The organism is Klebsiella sp. ME-303 (assembly GCF_007910085.1).
GTDB lineage: Bacteria > Pseudomonadota > Gammaproteobacteria > Enterobacterales > Enterobacteriaceae > Klebsiella > Klebsiella michiganensis.
The window spans coordinates 1-15,051 of record NZ_VOJB01000051.1 but is presented as its reverse complement, the minus strand read 5'-3'; the positions used below and the strand labels follow the sequence as shown (position 1 = coordinate 15,051).

The window sequence follows — 15,051 nt, the reverse complement described above, 5'->3', positions numbered from 1 at the left end:
CGGGCAAGCGCAGCGCGGCCCGGGACGAAGCCGCACCAAAGCTTCAACCCCGGCGCATTCCCCGGGTTGCGGCGTAAACGCCTTACCCGGGCTACCGGCCCGCAGACAGCCGTGGCCCCGTAGCCCGGGCAAGCGCAGCGCGGCCCGGGACGAAGCCGCACCAAAGCCTCAATCCCGGCGCATTTCCCGGGTTGCGGCGTAAACGCCTTACCCGGGCTACCGGTCCGCAGACAGTCGCCGTAGCCGGGGCAAGCGCAGCGCGGCCCGGGACGAAGCCGCACTAAAGCCTCAATCCCGGCGCACTACCCGGGCTGCGGCGTAAACGCCTTACCCGGGCTATCGGTCCGCAGACAGCCGTGGCCCCGTAGCCCGGGCAAGCGCAGCGCGGCCCGGGACGAAGCCGCACCAAAGCCTCAATCCCGGCGCATTTCCCGGGCTGCGGCGTAAACGCCTTACCCGGGCACCGGCCCGCAGACAGTCGCCGTAGCCCGGGCAAGCGCAGCGCGGCCCGGGAAGAAGCCGCACTAAAGCCTCAACCCAGGCGCATTTCCCGGGTTGCGGCGTAAACACCTTACCCGGGCTACCGTTTAGCAGGCGGCGATAGACCGCCCGATCGGCCAATCCGCCACCTTAAACCGGCAGGGTAAACTGGAAACAGGCCCCTGCCGGCGCTTCAAGCAGGCGAATATCGCCGCCGTGCAGCTGCAGCATCCGTCGCACAATCATCAACCCCAGTCCCCCTCGTGATGCGCTTTGCGCGCCAGGTTCAAGCACCGAAGGCCGTTCGAACAATGTTGCCCGCAGCTCACCGGCAACGCCCGGTCCGCTATCGGCCACCTCGACGATAAATTCCGGCCCTGAGCGACGCGCCGTCAGGCGGATAAGCCCACCTTCCGGCGTATGGCGAATGGCGTTATCGAGCAGATTAGTCAGCACCCGTTCAATCATCGAGAGATCCGCCGTTATCGGCGGTAGCCCGGCGGCCAGATCCAGCCGTAGACCGATATTGCGCGTCGCGATTGCCAGGTCGAATTTTTGCGCGACATCCTGCACCAGCTCAGCCAGCACGAAGGTTTCCGGCTGCGGCTTAATCCCTCCGTGCTCCAGGCGAGCCAGCTCAAACAGCTGCTGAGAAAGATGGCGGACCTTGTTCCCCTGGCGCAGGGCGATATTCAGATACTGCTTGTTCTCCTCCATCGTCAGGCGATCGGCCTTCAGGCTTAACGTTTCCAGATATCCCAGCAAAGAGGTGAGCGGCGTGCGTAAATCGTGGGAGATATTGGCGACAAATTCTCGCCGCTGGCGATCGCTGTCGGCCAGACGGTCCCACTGCCCGGCAATCTGACGAGCCAGTTCAATAAAGCGATTATGCAGCACGGCCACTTCATTCCCCGGGTTCGCCTCCGGAGTTTGCGCCGCCAGCGCCTTTATCGCATGAATACTGTCCTGGCTGTCGGTTGCCACCAGCGCGGTGAGCTGACGCACCGGGCGCGTTACCCAGAACCAGGCAAGCCAGCCCGCCAGCCCGCCGAGACCGGCCACCAGCAGCAGAGTCCACAGCAGCAGGCTCCACAAGGTTTTCTGCCAGGCGCTCGCCGCCAGTTCATTAAAGGTTTCACCCTGCAGGATAATGTAGAGATAGCCGCGCAGCTGGCCGTCCTGGCGCAGCGGCGCCACGCTAAACACCTTTTGCTTATCAAGGCTGCGCGGATCGTCGCCGTACACCGGCCAGGCGCCGCCGGACAGGAACGTTTGCACCGGCGCCAGATCGATGCGCTGGCGCTTAATATGCCCCGGCGGCGCGGCGTCGGCCAGCAGCTCGCCGTCGGGCGAAAGCAGATACAGCTCTACGCTGGGATTGAAGGTCATCAGCCGATCAAAAAGCGGCTTCAGCATCCGGCGATCAACCTGCCCCTGAGCGTCCAGCAGCGGCTCGCGGGCGGCGATCTGCTGCGCCAGCCCGGCGGAGAGACGCTGGACCATGACGTTGCCGTACTGCGCGCTGCTGTACAGCTGGATCAGACAAACGGCTATGGCACAGAGCAGCAGCAGTGAGGTAAACACCAGCGCCAGGCGCTGGCTGAGGCTGAGACGGCGGATCATGGCTGCGCCTCTTTGCGCTCCACGGCAAATTTATAGCCTTTTCCCCAGACGGTCAGAATGATGTCCGGCTCCGCCGGGTCGCGCTCAATTTTGGTGCGCAGGCGGTTGATATGGGTATTGACCGTATGCTCATAGCCGTCGTGCTGATAGCCCCACACCCGATCAAGCAGCTCAAGGCGGGAAAAGACCTCCCCCGGATGGCGGGCAAAGTAGTAGAGCAGGTCGAACTCGCGCGGCGTCAGATCCACCGTCTCGCCGCGCAGCTTAACGTCGCGCGACAAGGGGTCAATGCTTAAACCATGGCTGGCGATACGGCCGGCATCCATCAGCAGATTCTGCCCCATCGCCTCCTGACGACGGAACACCGCTTTGACCCGGGCGGTCAGTTCGAGAATCGAAAACGGTTTGGCCAGATAATCATCCGCTCCCATCTCCAGCCCCTGTACCCGCTGGGTTTCGCTGGCGCGAGCGCTGATAATAATCACCGGCAGATAGCGGGTTTGCTGACGAATGCGCCGACAAATTTCCAGACCGTCTACGCCCGGCAGCATCAGGTCGAGGATCACCGCATCCCAAAGCTCTTTTTCCAGCAGGCGCAGGGCCTGGGCTCCGTCCGCCACGTGGACAATCTGATAGCCCTCATCCAGCAGATTCAGGCGCAGCAGCGCGGCGATATCTTCATCATCTTCAACCAACAGGATTTTTTTTGCCACCGGCAGCACTCCGCTATTCTTACGTTCTGATTAGCCAAGCTTACCCGATCTTCACCGCCTGAAGAGTTCACATTTTGTTTATACTTCGCGAACCAGCAGGCTCAGTACCTCATAGTGGGCGGTATGGGGGAACATATCGAACAGCTGGACCCGCTCAATGCGATAACCGGCCAGGCGAGCGATATCTTTCGCCATCGTCCGGGCGTTGCAGCTGGAGTAGATAATAAAGCCTGGCGCCATACGGTTTAAATAGTCGCACAGGCCGTCGCCGATACCGCGACGCGGCGGATTCACCAGAACCAGATCGGGAATGTCGCCTTCGCCGGTCGCAAACTGCGTGGAATCGAGCGCCTGAAAATGCAGATTATTCAGCCCGAGCTGCGCCGCGGACTGCTTCGCGCAGGCGATCGCCTCCGGGGCAATTTCAATCCCGGTCAGGCGCATCTCAGGCGTTGCGCTGTGCAGACCAAAGCCGCCCACCCCGCAGAAGAGATCCCACATATGGTTGACCGGCAGCTGGCGCACCCAGTCGCGAGCGGTGGCATACAGACGGCTGGCCACCGCCGGGTTGGTCTGAAAGAAGCTTTGCGGGCGGATCCACAGCGGCACGCCGTTGAAATTTTCCGCCAGCGCCTGCTGGTCGGTGAGGAAAATTTCCCGCTCTCCTTCCATGATGGCCATATGCACCGGCTGAATATTGGCGGTAATCACCTGCAGCTGCGGCAGCAGCGCCTGAAGCTCCGGCAGCGCGGCGCGCAGCTGGGCAAGCTTGCTCTCCGAGCGCAGGACAAAGCGCAGCATCATACCGCCGTCGAGCCGGCTTTCGGTCAGCAGAATGTACTTCAGCTCTCCGCGCCTGCGGGCAACGTTATAGGGCGTGAGCCCGGCGCGGGCGATAAACGGCTTGAGCGCAGCGAAGACGGGCGCGAAGCTTTGCGGATAAAGCGGACAGTCGGTCAGGTCTTCCGGGGCGCCATCACGGTGCAGCATCCCGAGCAATGGGCGCTCCACGCTACCGCTGACCACCATTTTCGCTTTGTTGCGAAACCCGCTTTCCGGCCCGCAAACCGGTGCGCACCATTCAGCGACGGGCGCATCGGCGAGAAGCGCGCGAAGATCGGCCATTTTATCGGCGAGCTGTTGGGATACCGGCAGTTCCAGCCACTGGCAGGAGCGGCAGCGACCCGCGTCATAAAGTGCGCAATGCATAACAAGACCTTCAAAAAAACAGGGGCGGGGATTGTATCACCGTTACTGTAAACGGAAAAAGCGTCGGCACGGGGCCGGCACAAACAGCATCGCCAGCACCAGCAGATCCGGTAGTTTTTGCAGCACCAGGGAGCGAAAGATTTCGCGCTTCGATTCCCCGGCAATACTAAACAGCTCGGGATAACCGTAGCCCAATGAAGCGGCCCACAGGTAGCCAATCACGATAATCTGCGTCAACAAGAACAGCCAACGCGCCCAGTTGCGCCCTTTTACCAGCGAAAACGCGCACCAGATTTCAATAAATACCAGCACCAGACTTGAGAGAAACACCAGGGTAAGCGCCCAGGTCTGCACGCTGCGATGGACAAAATCCGCGATTCCCTGAACGCCAAGCTGGTTGAGGATCATCAGCAAATCCAGGCCGCGGATTAAAATAATGGCGAAGGCCGCCACCTGCACCAGCGCAGGAACGTTAAGACGAGCATGAGAGGAACGCGTTTTAGTAAACAATCCCAACGTAAAGTCTTCCATGAAAACGGCGCCACAAATGCGGCGCCGATGTTAACTCTATTGCAGATTTTAGGTGGTTCAGCCGCTTCTTGCACGCTGGATATCGCGCACCCGCTGCTTTTCCGCGCGGGCCATCAAATACCAGGCGATAAAACCAACAATCCCGACCACGCCGAGGATTAACGTCGCCAGGGCGTTAATCTCCGGGTTGACTCCCATGCGCACGCTGGAGAAGACCAGCATCGGCAGCGTCGTCGCCCCCGGCCCGGAAACAAAGCTGGCAATAACCAGGTCGTCGAGCGACAACGTAAAGGCCAGCAGCCAACCGGAGACCACCGCCGGCATAATCATCGGCAGCGTAATGACGAAAAAGACCTTCAGCGGCGCGGCGCCCAGATCCATCGCCGCCTCTTCAATAGAGTGGTCCAGCTCACGCAGGCGCGATGAAATGACCACCGCGACGTACGCGGTACAGAAGGTCACGTGCGCCAGCCAGATGGTCAGCATGCCGCGATCCGACGGCCAGCCAATTGAATGCCCCAGCGCGACAAACAGCAGCAGCAGCGACAGGCCGGTAATCACATCGGGCATCACCAGCGGCGCGGTGATCATAAAAGCAAAGCCGTTTGAACCGCGGAAGCGGCCAAAACGCACCATCACCACTGCGGCAATGGTACCGAGGATCACCGCCGCCGTCGCGGCGCAGGCGGCAATGGTCAGACTTAAGCCTACCGCGCTCATCATCGCATCGTCATGAAACAGCTCGCGATACCAGCGCGTCGACCACCCCGCCCATACCGTCACCAGCTTTGAGCTGTTGAATGAGTAAATCACCAGCATCAGCATCGGGGCATACAGAAAGGTAAAGCCGAGCAGCAGAATCAAAATTCGCCACGGCGAACGGACTACCGGTAAATTATTCATCCGTGTTCCCCCACCTGTTTTTGCTGATGCTTGTGGAACCACATGATCGGTACGATCAGCAGCAACAGCATCACGATCGCCACCGCAGACGCCACCGGCCAGTCGCGGTTATTGAAAAACTCCTGCCACAGCACGCGGCCAATCATAATGCTGTCTGGCCCGCCCAGCAGTTCCGGGATAACGAACTCCCCGACTGCCGGAATAAACACCAGCATCGACCCGGCAATAATCCCGCCTTTGGTGAGGGGAACGATCACCTGGAAGAAGGTCTTCAGCGGCCGGGCACCCAGATCCAGCGACGCCTCCACCAACGAGTAATCGATACGCGTGAGGGCGGTATAGATCGGCAGCACCATAAACGGCAGATAGGCGTAAACAATACCGATATAGACCGCCAGGTTGGTGTGCAGGATCTCCAGCGGCTGGTCGATGACCCCCAGCCACAGCAGGAAGTTGTTCAGCACGCCGTTGCTTTTCAGCAGCCCCATCCAGGCATAGACGCGGATCAGGAAGGAGGTCCATGACGGCAGGATCACCAGCAGCAGCAGGATATTTCGCGTCGATGGCTTACTGTGCGCCACCGCCCACGCCAGCGGATACCCCAACAGCAGGCAGCAGAACGTCGAGATCGCCGCCACCTGAAGCGATTGCAGATACGCTTCAAAATAGAGCGGATCGTCGGTGAGCTGCAGGAAATTCCCGAGATTCAGCGTTAACGTAAGCTGACCGTCGGCCCACTCCAGCAGGTCGGTATAGGGTGGGATCGCCCGCGCCATCTCCGCAAGGCTGATTTTAAAGACGATCAGGAACGGCAGCAGAAACAGCAGGATCAGCCACACGTAGGGCAGCGCAATGACCAGCTTGCGCCCGTGGGCCATCTGCAGCCGCGCCAGCCACAGCGCAAAACCGCCAGGTTTTTTTACGCCTGACGGGGGTTCTAATGTACTCATCGCCCTCTCCTTACACCGTCAACACGACGCAGCTATCGGCATCCCAGCACAAACGCACCTCATCACCCCAGGTGGGAGCCCCTTTACGGTAACGGTGTTCGTTTTGCAGCTGAGCGCTCAGCATCTGCCCGCTTTTCAGGCGCACATGGTAGATAGACAGGTCGCCGAGATAGGCAATATAGATAACCTCGCCCACCGCGAAGTTATAGCCATCCGCGGGCGGGTCTTCGCAGAGCATGATTTTTTCCGGGCGCAGGGCCACCCACACCGGCACGTTATCGACGACTGAGGCATCGGGATCGACCTTCAGCGGATGGGTCAGGCCCGGAGAGTCCAGCACCAGGCCATCTTCCTGACGCTCTTTCACCAGCCCTTCAAAGACGTTGACCGAGCCGATAAACTCCGCGCTGTAGCGGGTGGTCGGGTGCTCGTAGATTTCCTCCGGCTCGCCGATTTGCACGAACTTACCGCGGTTCATAATGGCGATACGCCCCGCCATGGTCATCGCCTCTTCCTGATCGTGGGTCACCATCACGCAGGTAACGCCGACGCGCTCAAGGATATCAACCACTTCCAGCTGCATCCTGTCGCGCAGCTTCTTATCCAGCGCCCCCATTGGCTCATCAAGCAGCAGCAGTTTCGGTCTTTTCGCCAGGCTGCGGGCCAGGGCCACGCGCTGACGCTGGCCGCCGGAGAGCTGATGCGGTTTACGCTTTGCGAACTCCTGCATATGCACCAGCGCCAGCATCTCCTGCACCCGGCTGGTGATTTCGGCCTTGGGCAATTTGTCCTGCTTGAGGCCAAAGGCGATATTCTGCTCCACCGTCATATGGGGAAACAGCGCGTAGGACTGGAACATCATATTAATCGGCCGCTGATACGGCGGCACCCGCGCCAGATCGACGCCATCCAGGACAATCTGTCCGGCGGTAGGCTGTTCAAATCCCGCCAGCATGCGCAGCAGGGTTGACTTGCCGCAGCCGGATGCGCCCAGCAGGGCAAAAATTTCGCCTTTATAAATGGTGAGATTGACGTCATCGACGGCGTGCTGGCCATCGAAGGACTTGGTTAAATTACGGATTTCCAGCAGCGGGGTCAGCGCTTTGGGGGTTTTCGCCTGCGGGCGAGGAATCACATCATTCACGGGGTGTTCTCCGGCAGAAATCAAATCATGGTGCAGGCGCACCATCGCGGTGCGCCTGTTGCCGGCAGCGCGACGCTTATCCGGCCTACAACTCACGGAGAATTACTTACCGCTTTTCACCTTCGTCCACGCGCGAGTACGCACGCGGTCGATTTTCGGATCCTGGACTTTCAGGGTGAACAGCTTGGCGAAGACGTCAGCCGGCGGGTAAATGGCCGGGTTATTGCGGATCGCTTCGCTGACCAGCGGAACAGAGGCTTTGTTGCCGTTAGCGTAATAGACATGATCGCTGATGTGGGCGATAACCTCCGGACGCATCAGATAGTTCAGGAACTGATAAGCCTCATCTTTGTTTTTCGCATCCGCCGGCATGGCGAAGACGTCGAAGAACGCCAGCGCGCCCTCTTTCGGAATATAGTAGGAAACATTCACCCCGTTTTTCGCTTCTTTCGCCCGGTTAGCCGCCTGCCATACGTCGCCCGCCCAGCCGATAGCGACGCAGATATCACCGTTCGCCAGGTCGTTGATGTACTGAGAGGAGTGGAAATAGCGAATATTCGGACGCAGCTTCAGCAGCAGATCGGTCGCCGGGCCGGTGTAGTCATCGGCTTTAGTACTGTTAGGATCTTTGCCGAGATAGTTCAGCACGGTGGCGAAAATCTCTTCCGGGGCATCCAGGAAGGAGACGCCGCAGCTTTTCAGCTTTTCCAGGTTTTCCGGCTTCATCACCAGATCCCAGCTGTCCAGCGGCGCATCTTTGCCCAGCACGGCTTTCACTTTATCGATGTTGTAGCCTATGCCGGTTGTCGCCCACAGGTACGGGATCGCGTATTTATTGTCGGGGTCGTGCTTCGCGACCAGCTTCAATACTTCCGGATCGAGATTTTTCCAGTTGGGAAGCTTACTTTTATCCAGCGGCTGGAACACCCCGGCCGCCAGCTGGCGCTCAAGGAAGCTCGCCGACGGCACCACCAGGTCAAAACCGGTGCTGCCCGCCATGAGCTTACCCTCCAGCACTTCGTTGGAGTCAAAGACGTCATACACCACTTTAATACCGGTCTCTTTTTCAAAATTCGCCACCGTATCCGGCGCAATATAATCAGACCAGTTATAAACATGCAGGGTTTTTTGTTCGGCTGCGAGCGAACCGGCAGAAACGGCCATCAGCGCACCCGTAACCAGACCTGTTAACCATTTTTTACCAAAGGCGGTCATATCTCTTATTCCTTCTCAATGCCCGTTAACAAGCGGGCTGAATATACGCACTTGTTCGCATGCAATAATCATGCATATTTTTTCATTGCCTAAGAAAAGGAGAGAGGACCTCTCCCGGAATGGTTGCCCGCAACTGGAAGCAGCGTCAGAATAACTGTAGCCAGAATAAGAGGCTATAGCCCAGGTAAAAAAACGGCTTTTATCAATTTTTTATGCAATAAGGGTCTATGTGATAAGCCGAAAGCGGCGGAATGGCGGTGAAAAATTCTTTTACGGAAGGTTAATAGCAGAATAAAAGCATGTAATACGCAGCCGCTATGGCAGTGGCTGCGCTATTTTTCGACAGGCTTAGTGAAGAAAATGGTACTGAATATTCTCAGCCACCGGCTCTTCTTCCTCAGATTTATACAGCACCTGATTGGCGCTGGCTTCGAGGATGACCATCGATATCTGTTCTTCGCTCTGGCGGAAAAACCACGCGAACTGATCGATCGTCACGCCGACGCCTACGGTCAAGGCCTGGCACACCACCAGCTTCGGCAGATTATCATCCTGAATATCGAGGAAAGCTTTCACCGTCAACGAACTGGCGTTAATCGCAGAAAGATCGGCGGAGAGCGGCAGCAGCGCGGAGGGTTTCACCTCTGCCAGCGCGGAGAAAAGCACCACGTTATCCACCAGGTCAAGTTTGGCATCAAAAATGCCTTCGAAATTTTGCATATGCGGCAGGTGCAGTGCCTGGCAGGAATCACACTCAAAAAAGCTGATGCCCAATTCGTCGAGCCATTGACGTAACGTATCAAGACCCGGAACGACCAGTGAATCCATATGACCTGTGACCTCTTACTGTGAAAAATGCGACGCCATAGCTTACGCAAAAAAAGCGTCCTGTACCATGACGGTGTCGTGAAAGGGAATTATCCGCCCATTTTCAGACAAAATCCGGGCGTGGCTTGTCGTTCGATCCAGGCGATCATTTTGCCGGCAATATCGACGCCGGTGGTGGTTTCAATTCCTTCCAGCCCAGGAGAAGCATTGACCTCCATCACCAGAGGACCGCGCGCGGCGCGCAGGATATCAACGCCGGCCACGTCCAGCCCGAGCGTTTGCGCGGCCTTGATGGCCATTTCACGCTCCTGCTCGCTGATATACGCCACCGACGCCACGCCGCCGCGATGCAGGTTAGAGCGAAAATCCCCCTCCTTCGCCCGCCGTTCAATTGCCGCCACCACTTCATTACCCACCACGAGGCAGCGCACGTCCCGCCCCTTCGCCTCGGCGATATACTCCTGCACCAGAATATGCGCATTCAGGCCGCGAAAAGCGTCGATGACGCTCTCTGCCGCCTGGCGCGTTTCGGCCAGCACGACGCCGATGCCCTGGGTACCCTCCACCAGCTTTACCACCAGCGGCGCGCCGCCAACCATGGCAATCAGGTCGCTGGTATCGTCTGGCGAATGGGCAATACCGGTGAGCGGCAGATCGATCCCCTGACGGGCCAGCAGCTGGAGCGAGCGCAGCTTGTCGCGGGCGCGGGTAATCGCCACCGATTCATTCAGCGGATAGCTGCCCAGCAGCTCAAACTGACGCAGCGCCGCGGTACCATAGTAGGTGATCGCCGTGCCAATGCGCGGGATCACGGCGTCGAAATGCGGGAGCTGGCGACCTTTATAGTGAATCGACGAGGCCACCGGGCTGACGTTCATATAACAGGAAAGCGGATCGAGGATTTCCACCTGGTGTCCGCGTTTTTGCGCGGCTTCGCGCAGGCGTCGACATGAATAAAGCGTTCCATCCCGGGATAATATGGCAATTTTCACCCTGCACCTCTGCGAAAAGACCCGCTCTGGCGGGCCTCTGGTAGTCAATTAGCGCTGACCTGCGGAATTTCCTTGCGTCAGACCGAGGGCAGTTTACACGCAATCAGCGCGTAGCCCATCCCTGCTTATGCAGATATTGCAGAATAAACGGACGGCTCTCTTTAACAATAGTCCGACGGATATGGTCGCTCCAGGTATCGCGACGCGTATTGCTGCCGCGAGAGAGATAATACTGCGCTATCTGCTCGTCATATTCCGCAAGCACCGCGTCGTCCACCGGCTGATAGTGATTTTCATGCATCAGCATCGCCGACGGCATGCGCGGTTTCACCTCCGGGTTATCGTCCGGCCAGCCAAGGCACAGGCCAAACAGCGGCAGTACGTGCTGCGGGAGCTTCAGCAGCTCGGTCACCGCATCGATATTGTTGCGCAGGCCGCCAATATAGACGCCGCCGAGGCCAAGGGATTCCGCCGCCACCAGCGCATTCTGCGCCAGAATCGCGGTATCGACGCAGCCCAGCAGCAGCTGTTCGGCGAGGCCCAGCTGAGCGTCCGGGCAGATTTGCAGATTGCGATTGAAATCAGCGCAGAATACCCAAAATTCAGCGGCCTGCGCTACGTGCTGCTGGCCGCCGCTCAGCGGGACCAGCTGCTGGCGTATTTCCGGGTCGGTAACGCGAATAATTGAGGAGCATTGTAAAAAACTGGAGCTGGAAGCGCCCTGCGCGCTGGCAATAATCGCGGCGCGCTGTTCGTCGCTTATCGGCGCGTCGGTAAAATGGCGAATAGAACGGTGGCTACGCAGCAGCTCAATGGTCGGCGTCATCTCGTTTTTCTCTGTCAGGCAATGAAGAAGGTGGGGTTTTCGTTTGCGTCAACTGCGGGGCAATCACTTTCGCCACTCGCCACATTAACGCCACGGCGGCCGGAAGCATCAGCAGGATCCCCGCGAAGATCATCAGCAGCGCCGCCGTTGGGCTGGAAAACGGCGCGGGCAGGCTGACGTACTGGTTGAGCGAGAGCCAGGCCAGGGTCAACAGCACCATGCCGATAATCTCGACTACCAGAATGCTTTTTGGTAATGCAGCGGGCGATCGCATAACGCTCCTCCGGTCAAAATCATGCACGCCCCCGGGCAAAAACCGGTCGCGTATCAGGGGAGTATAGCGGTTTCATCAGCAGAATATTTACCAAACATAGCCTTAAGCCATCGAAGCAAAAGGCAGAACCTTCTTTCCCTCCTCGACATAACGCGGCATGATACGCGGCATTCGCCATCCGGCTGAGGTTTAAGGAGAAGGACTATGTTTACGGTAATTTTTGGTCGTCCAGGCTGCCCCTATTGCGTTCGCGCCAAAGAGCTGGCGGAAAAACTGAGCAACGAGCGTGATGATTTTAACTATCGCTATATTGATATTCACGCAGAAGGCATCAGCAAAGCCGACCTGGAAAAAACCGTGGGTAAACCGGTTGAAACCGTACCGCAGATTTTTGTCGATCAGAAGCACATTGGCGGCTGCACTGACTTTGAAGCCTGGGCGAAAGAGAATCTCGGCCTGTTCGCCTGAGACGGCTCACTCCTCTGACGAGTGCCTGCGTCTGGTATCAAGCCAGGCGCAAATAAACAAAAAGCACAGCGCGCCCAGCGCGCACCAGAACACCGCGCTAAACAGCCACGCCAGTTCCTGCCAGAAAGAACGCTCGGTCACAAAGAAAAGCCGCATAACCACCAGACAGACAGGTGCAGCCAGCATCGCGCCGATAAGCGGACGCAGCACCCGCTGCCCGGGAGAGAGGCAGCTTGCCGCCGCACCGGGGAGCAAAAAGAACAGCAGCCCGAGCTCAGGGTGACCGGTAGCCCGAAAGGCGCCTTTCATATGTAACAGTAGTGATAAACAAACCACGATAAATAGAAAGAACCCACAGATAATACCGGCCCAAGCACGCTCAGATTTCACGACATCCTCCTGATTTTGCCTCTAACCAACTTCCACTTCGCCCAGTCAGATAAAGATTCTGGCAATCCATGCCAATAAAAGATCCCGTCAATGTAAACACGATTGTTACTAGCCGCAGCCTCCAGGAAAGATTAAACTGTCGACTATATTTTGCTGGTTATAACGGGATGCCAGAATAGCGTTCGGGACAACGCGAACACTGGACCAACCTTAGACCAAATAACCATTTCCTTCAACAACTTACTAGTAAATGAGAAGTTGGCTTTCGTGAATATAAACGTCGCAGATTTGTTAAACGGGAATTACATCCTGTTATTGTTCGTTGTGCTTGCATTAGGACTCTGCCTCGGGAAACTGCGTCTCGGGTCGGTACAACTTGGTAATTCCATTGGCGTTTTAGTGGTTTCCCTATTATTAGGGCAACAGCATTTCAGTATTAACACTGATGCCCTCAATCTCGGCTTTATGCTGTTTATTTTCTGCGTCGGCGTGGAAGCGGGGCCCAACTTTTTTTCTATTTTTTTTCGCGACGGCAAAAATTACCTGATGCTCGCGCTGGTGATGGTCGGCAGCGCGATGCTGATCGCCATGGGGCTGGGTAAGCTCTTCGGCTGGGATATCGGCCTGACGGCCGGGATGCTCGCCGGCGCCATGACCTCCACGCCCGTGCTGGTGGGCGCCGGGGATACGCTACGGCACTTCGGCATGCCCAGCGACCAGCTCGCCCTCTCGCTCGATCATCTGAGCCTCGGCTATGCGCTGACCTACCTGATTGGCCTGGTCAGCCTGATCGTCGGCGCCCGCTATATGCCGAAGCTGCAGCATCAGGATTTGCAGACCAGCGCCCAGCAAATCGCCCGCGAGCGCGGCCTCGATACCGACTCCCGGCGCAAGGTCTATCTGCCGGTGATCCGCGCCTACCGCGTCGGTCCGGAGCTGGTGGCGTGGGCTGATGGTAAAAACCTGCGCGAGCTGGGCATTTACCGCCAGACCGGCTGCTACATTGAGCGCATCCGCCGCAACGGCATTCTCGCGAACCCGGACGGCGATGCGGTGCTGCAGATGGGCGATGATATCGCCCTGGTAGGTTACCCGGATGCCCATGCCCGCCTCGACCCAAGCTTCCGTAACGGCAAAGAGGTCTTCGACCGCGATCTGCTCGATATGCGCATCGTCACCGAAGAGATCGTGGTCAAAAACCACAATGCCGTCGGCCGTCGCCTGGCGCAGCTGAAGCTGACCGATCACGGCTGCTTCTTAAACCGCGTTATCCGCAGCCAGATCGAAATGCCTATCGACGATAACGTGGTGCTCAACAAGGGCGATGTGCTGCAGGTCAGCGGCGACGCGCGTCGCGTTAAAACCGTCGCGGATCGTATCGGCTTTATCTCCATCCACAGCCAGGTGACCGACCTGCTCGCCTTCTGCGCCTTCTTTATCGTTGGCCTGATGATCGGCATGATCACCTTCCAGTTCAGCTCGTTCAGCTTCGGCATCGGTAACGCCGCCGGTCTGCTGTTTGCCGGCATTATGCTCGGTTTCCTGCGCGCCAACCATCCGACGTTTGGCTACATTCCGCAGGGAGCGCTGAATATGGTGAAGGAGTTCGGCCTGATGGTGTTTATGGCAGGCGTGGGGCTCAGCGCGGGCGCCGGCATAAATAACGGCCTCGGCGCCGTCGGCGGTCAGATGCTGGCGGCGGGCCTTATCGTCAGCCTGGTGCCGGTGGTTATCTGCTTCCTGTTCGGCGCGTACGTGCTGCGCATGAACCGGGCGATGCTCTTCGGCGCCATGATGGGGGCCCGTACCTGCGCGCCGGCGATGGAAATCATCAGCGATACCGCGCGCAGCAATATTCCTGCGCTGGGATACGCGGGGACCTACGCCATCGCTAACGTGTTGTTAACCCTGGCAGGTACGCTGATTGTCATCATCTGGCCGGGGCTACAGTGAATTTTTTAAGAAAAAAAACGCGCATACGCAGAACTTTTTTTGCTGGCATCAGTCATAAGTAGTGCCACTGCTTTTCTTTGATGTCCCCATTTTGTGGAGCCCATCAACCCCGCCACTTAGGTTCAAGGTTGATGGGTTTTTTGTTGCCTGAATTTTACAGCCTTTAAAATCATTGAGTTACAAACCCTCTTTTTAAGACATGGCGACAAAGTGGCGACAGCCTCAAAGAGCTAGCGCAGCCTGGCCTGAATTTGTGGGGTGAGGCTGCACAGGATGGGCCTCTTTAGGTGTAGAAATTGAGCGAACAAAAGTCTCATGCGTTACGAACGTATGGCTGCAGTTGATATTCTGGCACTGGTTGTAACGTTCTTTGGTCATTGAAGAGACCTGGAAACTGCTGCGAGTATGGGCTGCACTTCCACATAATGGGCAAATCATCATTTTACACATCCACATCTATGCTGGTCCTAAACTCGTAGTCCGGATTTGACCGTATGCGTTAACGCTGTGATAGCCTAGTTCACATTATCGATGGGTTGATTAAAGTCGATG

Annotated in this window: 16 protein-coding genes; 2 read left to right on the top strand and 14 right to left on the bottom strand. The window is 57.7% G+C overall.

Annotated features, from left to right (window positions below; all coding sequences use genetic code 11):
* Positions 1 to 630: 630 nt before the first annotated feature.
* From FQK12_RS02255 to FQK12_RS02200, 12 genes are all read right to left on the bottom strand, one after another.
* Positions 631 to 2,103, bottom strand: coding sequence for an ATP-binding protein (locus FQK12_RS02255; protein WP_014228604.1), 1,473 nt, complete (start codon positions 2,101 to 2,103; stop codon positions 631 to 633).
* The gene (locus FQK12_RS02250; RefSeq protein ID WP_004849381.1) at positions 2,100 to 2,816 is read right to left on the bottom strand and encodes a response regulator transcription factor; all 717 of its coding nucleotides are present in this window, start codon (positions 2,814 to 2,816) and stop codon (positions 2,100 to 2,102) included. The genes FQK12_RS02255 and FQK12_RS02250 overlap by 4 nt, the downstream gene beginning before the upstream one ends.
* Before the next feature lie 78 nt (positions 2,817 to 2,894).
* Positions 2,895 to 4,025 (bottom strand): 23S rRNA (uracil(747)-C(5))-methyltransferase RlmC, encoded by a 1,131-nt coding sequence (rlmC, locus tag FQK12_RS02245; protein WP_014228603.1) that lies wholly within the window; start codon positions 4,023 to 4,025, stop codon positions 2,895 to 2,897.
* 42 nt (positions 4,026 to 4,067) lie between these two features.
* Positions 4,068 to 4,556 (bottom strand): YbjO family protein, encoded by a 489-nt coding sequence (locus FQK12_RS02240; protein WP_004100588.1) that lies wholly within the window; start codon positions 4,554 to 4,556, stop codon positions 4,068 to 4,070.
* Positions 4,557 to 4,613: 57 nt separating this feature from the next.
* On the bottom strand, positions 4,614 to 5,459 hold the full coding sequence (potI, locus tag FQK12_RS02235; RefSeq protein ID WP_004130847.1) for a putrescine ABC transporter permease PotI: 846 nt from the start codon (positions 5,457 to 5,459) through the stop codon (positions 4,614 to 4,616).
* The gene (gene potH / locus FQK12_RS02230; RefSeq protein WP_014228601.1) at positions 5,456 to 6,409 is read right to left on the bottom strand and encodes a putrescine ABC transporter permease PotH; all 954 of its coding nucleotides are present in this window, start codon (positions 6,407 to 6,409) and stop codon (positions 5,456 to 5,458) included. Before potH ends, potI begins: the two co-directional genes overlap by 4 nt.
* Positions 6,410 to 6,419: 10 nt before the next feature.
* Positions 6,420 to 7,553, bottom strand: coding sequence for a putrescine ABC transporter ATP-binding subunit PotG (potG, locus tag FQK12_RS02225; protein ID WP_004134592.1), 1,134 nt, complete (start codon positions 7,551 to 7,553; stop codon positions 6,420 to 6,422).
* Between the two features lie 102 nt (positions 7,554 to 7,655).
* Complete coding sequence (potF, locus tag FQK12_RS02220) at positions 7,656 to 8,768, bottom strand: spermidine/putrescine ABC transporter substrate-binding protein PotF (protein WP_014228600.1); 1,113 nt, start codon at positions 8,766 to 8,768, stop codon at positions 7,656 to 7,658.
* 348 nt (positions 8,769 to 9,116) lie between these two features.
* Entirely contained in the window at positions 9,117 to 9,596 is a 480-nt protein-coding gene (locus FQK12_RS02215) for a YbjN domain-containing protein (RefSeq protein WP_004849367.1), read from the bottom strand.
* Positions 9,597 to 9,685: 89 nt separating this feature from the next.
* Positions 9,686 to 10,588 (bottom strand): 30S ribosomal protein S6--L-glutamate ligase, encoded by a 903-nt coding sequence (gene rimK, locus FQK12_RS02210; protein ID WP_009653278.1) that lies wholly within the window; start codon positions 10,586 to 10,588, stop codon positions 9,686 to 9,688.
* A gap of 103 nt (positions 10,589 to 10,691) precedes the next feature.
* The gene (nfsA, locus tag FQK12_RS02205; protein ID WP_014228599.1) at positions 10,692 to 11,414 is read right to left on the bottom strand and encodes a nitroreductase NfsA; all 723 of its coding nucleotides are present in this window, start codon (positions 11,412 to 11,414) and stop codon (positions 10,692 to 10,694) included.
* Positions 11,398 to 11,688 carry a YbjC family protein gene (locus tag FQK12_RS02200; protein WP_009653259.1) on the bottom strand — a complete coding sequence of 97 codons (291 nt, stop codon included), beginning with the start codon at positions 11,686 to 11,688 and terminating at the stop codon, positions 11,398 to 11,400. The genes nfsA and FQK12_RS02200 overlap by 17 nt, the downstream gene beginning before the upstream one ends.
* A 204-nt stretch (positions 11,689 to 11,892) precedes the next feature.
* Here FQK12_RS02200 and FQK12_RS02195 point away from each other — a divergent pair, with 204 nt between their 5' ends.
* Complete coding sequence (locus FQK12_RS02195; RefSeq protein ID WP_004100567.1) at positions 11,893 to 12,156, top strand: GrxA family glutaredoxin; 264 nt, start codon at positions 11,893 to 11,895, stop codon at positions 12,154 to 12,156.
* Positions 12,157 to 12,162: 6 nt separating this feature from the next.
* Here FQK12_RS02195 and ybjM read toward each other — a convergent pair whose 3' ends face one another.
* A complete protein-coding gene (gene ybjM, locus FQK12_RS02190; RefSeq protein ID WP_004849358.1) occupies positions 12,163 to 12,546 on the bottom strand; it encodes an inner membrane protein YbjM in 384 nt (127 codons plus the stop codon).
* Between the two features lie 267 nt (positions 12,547 to 12,813).
* Here ybjM and FQK12_RS02185 point away from each other — a divergent pair, with 267 nt between their 5' ends.
* The gene (locus tag FQK12_RS02185; RefSeq protein ID WP_004849356.1) at positions 12,814 to 14,499 is read left to right on the top strand and encodes an aspartate:alanine antiporter; all 1,686 of its coding nucleotides are present in this window, start codon (positions 12,814 to 12,816) and stop codon (positions 14,497 to 14,499) included.
* A 222-nt stretch (positions 14,500 to 14,721) separates the two neighbouring features.
* Here the strand turns inward: FQK12_RS02185 and FQK12_RS02180 are convergent, their stop codons facing one another.
* A complete protein-coding gene (locus FQK12_RS02180; protein WP_004223962.1) occupies positions 14,722 to 14,940 on the bottom strand; it encodes an ogr/Delta-like zinc finger family protein in 219 nt (72 codons plus the stop codon).
* Between the last annotated feature and the right edge of the window lie 111 nt (positions 14,941 to 15,051).